Raw genomic sequence first — 3,547 nt, 5'->3', positions numbered from 1 at the left:
GCCATGTTACTACCCTGGCTAATATTGATTCCCTTTATCGGTGGCTTCCTGTGCTGGCAGACCGAACGCTTTGGCGTGAAGGTGCCGCGCTGGATAGCGCTGATTACCATGGGACTGACGCTGGCGCTTGGCTTGCAACTGTGGTTGCAGGGCGGCTATTCACTGACGCAATCCGCTGGCATTCCGCAGTGGCAGTCTGAGTTTGTCCTGCCGTGGATCCCGCGTTTTGGCATCTCTATTCATTTAGCCATCGACGGTTTGTCGCTGCTGATGGTGGTGCTAACCGGTCTGCTCGGTGTTCTGGCGGTACTGTGCTCCTGGAATGAAATCGAAAAATACCAGGGCTTCTTCCACCTGAACCTGATGTGGATCTTAGGCGGCGTAATCGGCGTATTCCTTGCCATCGACATGTTCCTGTTCTTCTTCTTCTGGGAAATGATGTTGGTGCCGATGTACTTCCTGATCGCGTTGTGGGGGCATAAAGCCTCTGACGGTAAAACGCGTATCACGGCGGCCACCAAGTTCTTCATCTATACCCAGGCAAGCGGTCTGGTGATGTTGATTGCCATCCTGGCGCTGGTGTTTGTGCACTACAAAGCGACCGGCGTGTGGACCTTCAACTATGAAGAACTGCTGAATACCCCGATGTCCCACGGCGTGGAATATCTGCTGATGCTGGGCTTCTTCATCGCGTTTGCGGTGAAAATGCCGGTGGTTCCGCTGCACGGCTGGTTGCCGGATGCGCACTCCCAGGCACCGACCGCAGGTTCCGTTGACCTGGCGGGGATTCTGCTGAAAACGGCGGCCTACGGTCTGCTGCGTTTCTCCCTGCCGCTGTTCCCGAACGCGTCGGCGGAGTTTGCACCTATCGCTATGTGGCTTGGCGTAATCGGCATCTTTTACGGCGCGTGGATGGCCTTTAATCAGTACGATATCAAACGTCTGATTGCCTACACCTCTGTATCGCACATGGGCTTCGTGCTGATTGCTATCTACACCGGCAGCCAACTGGCGTACCAGGGTGCGGTTATCCAGATGATTGCGCACGGTCTTTCTGCAGCCGGTCTGTTCATCCTGTGTGGTCAGCTGTACGAACGTCTGCACACGCGTGATATGCGTATGATGGGCGGCCTGTGGGGCAAAATGAAATGGTTGCCTGCGCTGTCAATGTTCTTTGCAGTGTGTACGCTGGGTATGCCGGGTACCGGTAACTTCGTTGGCGAATTCATGATTCTGTTCGGCAGCTATCAGGTGGTTCCGGTCATTACCGTGATCTCAACCTTTGGTCTGGTGTTTGCCTCTGTTTACTCGCTGGCGATGCTGCATCGCGCTTACTTCGGTAAGGCGAAAAGCCAGATTGCCAGTGTTGAACTGCCAGGGATGTCGCTGCGTGAGCTGTTTATCATCCTGTTGCTGGTCGTGCTTCTGGTACTGCTTGGCTTCTATCCGCAGCCGATTCTGGATACCTCGCATTCTGCGATGAGCAACATCCAGCAGTGGTTTGTTAATTCCGTTACTACTACAAGGCCGTAAATCGCCATGACAATAACTCCACAACACCTGATTGCGCTGCTACCGCTGCTGATCGTCGGCTTGACGGTGGTGGTTGTGATGCTCTCCATTGCGTGGCGACGCAATCACTTCCTCAATGCCACGTTGTCAGTCATTGGGCTTAACGCCGCGCTGGTTTCGCTCTGGTTTGTTGGCCAGGCGGGCGCCATGGACGTCACCCCGCTGATGCGGGTTGACGGTTTCGCCATGCTCTACACCGGGCTGGTGCTGCTGGCGAGTCTTGCCACCTGTACCTTCGCTTACCCGTGGCTGGAAGGCTACGACGACAACCGGGAAGAGTTCTACCTGCTGGTGCTGATTGCTGCGCTCGGCGGTATTCTGCTGGCTAACGCTAACCATCTGGCGGCGCTGTTCCTTGGTATTGAGCTTATCTCTCTGCCGCTGTTTGGCCTGGTCGGCTATGCGTTCCGTCAGAAACGTTCGCTGGAAGCCAGTATCAAATACACCATTCTGTCTGCCGCAGCGTCTTCCTTCCTGCTGTTCGGTATGGCGCTGGTGTACGCGCAGTCTGGGAATCTGTCGTTTGTCGCGCTCGGTAAGAGCCTCGGCGACGGCATGCTGAGCGAACCGCTGCTGCTGGCGGGCTTCGGTCTGATGATTGTTGGCCTCGGCTTCAAACTCTCGCTGGTTCCGTTCCACCTGTGGACGCCAGACGTCTACCAGGGTGCTCCGGCTCCGGTTTCCACCTTCCTGGCGACGGCGAGCAAAATCGCTATCTTCGGCGTGGTGATGCGTCTGTTCCTGTACGCGCCGGTTGGCGACAGCGAAGCGGTACGTATCGTGCTGGGTGTGATTGCCTTTGCTTCTATCATCTTCGGTAACCTGATGGCGCTGAGCCAGACCAACATCAAACGTCTGCTCGGCTACTCTTCCATCTCTCACCTCGGTTATCTGCTGGTGGCGCTGATTGCCCTGCAGAGCGGCGAGATGTCGATGGAAGCCGTTGGCGTTTATCTGGCTGGTTATCTGTTCAGCAGCCTTGGCGCGTTCGGTGTGGTCAGCCTGATGTCCAGCCCGTACCGTGGTCCGGATGCGGATTCTCTGTTCTCCTATCGCGGCCTGTTCTGGCATCGTCCGATCCTCGCGGCAGTGATGACGGTGATGATGCTGTCTCTGGCGGGTATCCCGATGACGCTGGGCTTTATCGGTAAATTCTACGTACTGGCGGTCGGTGTGCAGGCTAACCTGTGGTGGCTGGTTGCCGCTGTAGTGGTCGGTTCGGCGATTGGTTTGTACTATTACCTGCGCGTTGCCGTGAGCCTGTACCTGAGTGCACCGCAGCAACTGAACCGTGATGCGCCGTCTAACTGGCAGTACAGCGCGGGCGGTATCGTAGTGCTGATCTCTGCACTGCTGGTGCTGGTGCTGGGTATCTACCCGCAACCGCTGATCAGTATCGTGCAACTGGCGGCGCCGCTGATGTAAGCGACACGTTGGAATAAAAAAACCCGCCTCGGCGGGTTTTTTTATGGGGGCAAGGCTATCAGGCGGAAAGCTGACGGCTCACCAAAGGACCACTAACATCTTTTGCTGCGCGCTCCATCACTTCCTGAATCACAGAAGATAATTCGTTGACCTCGAATTTTGCCACGTAGCCATCGGCCTTAACCCGGCGGACGTGATCTTCGTTGGCGCTACCGGAAAGTGAAGAGTGGATGACGACCGGGATCTTCTTCAGACGTTCGTCGGTTTTTATCTTACGGGTCAGCGTAAAACCATCCATCTCCGGCATTTCCAGATCGGTAAGCACCAGGGCAATCTTCTCGCTGATTGGCTTACCTTCCGCTTGCGCTTCTTCAGATAGCTGCTGAATTTTTTCCCACGCATCTTTGCCGGTGACATGCATCAGATGCGGAATTTCCATCGCGTTCAGTCCTTTCTCCAGCATCGCCCGGGCAACTTTGGAGTCTTCCGCAACAATGGCCACCGCACCCGGCGTGATAGTGAATTTGCTGGTTTTCAGGTCGGTTGCGCG

The 3,547-nt window shown here is 55.9% G+C and carries 3 protein-coding genes; 2 read left to right on the top strand and 1 reads right to left on the bottom strand.

Translation table 11 applies throughout. From position 1 onward, the window contains the following. The first annotated feature begins 3 nt into the window (after positions 1–3). Positions 4–1,533: an NADH-quinone oxidoreductase subunit M gene (gene nuoM / locus JTI85_RS15295; protein WP_003027692.1), complete on the top strand. Its 1,530-nt coding sequence runs from the start codon at positions 4–6 to the stop codon at positions 1,531–1,533. A gap of 6 nt (positions 1,534–1,539) precedes the next feature. Further along, positions 1,540–2,997 (top strand): NADH-quinone oxidoreductase subunit NuoN, encoded by a 1,458-nt coding sequence (nuoN, locus tag JTI85_RS15290; protein WP_048211072.1) that lies wholly within the window; start codon positions 1,540–1,542, stop codon positions 2,995–2,997. Between the two features lie 58 nt (positions 2,998–3,055). Here the strand turns inward: nuoN and JTI85_RS21520 are convergent. Beyond that, positions 3,056–3,547: response regulator (locus JTI85_RS21520; RefSeq protein ID WP_255574805.1), on the bottom strand; the 492-nt coding region annotated here is incomplete at its 5' end.

This window comes from Citrobacter sp. Colony219 (assembly GCF_019382635.1).
Lineage (GTDB): Bacteria > Pseudomonadota > Gammaproteobacteria > Enterobacterales > Enterobacteriaceae > Citrobacter > Citrobacter youngae.
This window is presented reverse-complemented; position numbering and strand designations above follow the sequence as displayed.

Coding starts and splice junctions, on each gene's coding strand:
- nuoM (WP_003027692.1), top strand. CDS start 4: ATGTTACTACCCTGGCTAATATTGATTCCCTTTATCGGTGGCTTCCTG.
- nuoN (WP_048211072.1), top strand. CDS start 1,540: ATGACAATAACTCCACAACACCTGATTGCGCTGCTACCGCTGCTGATC.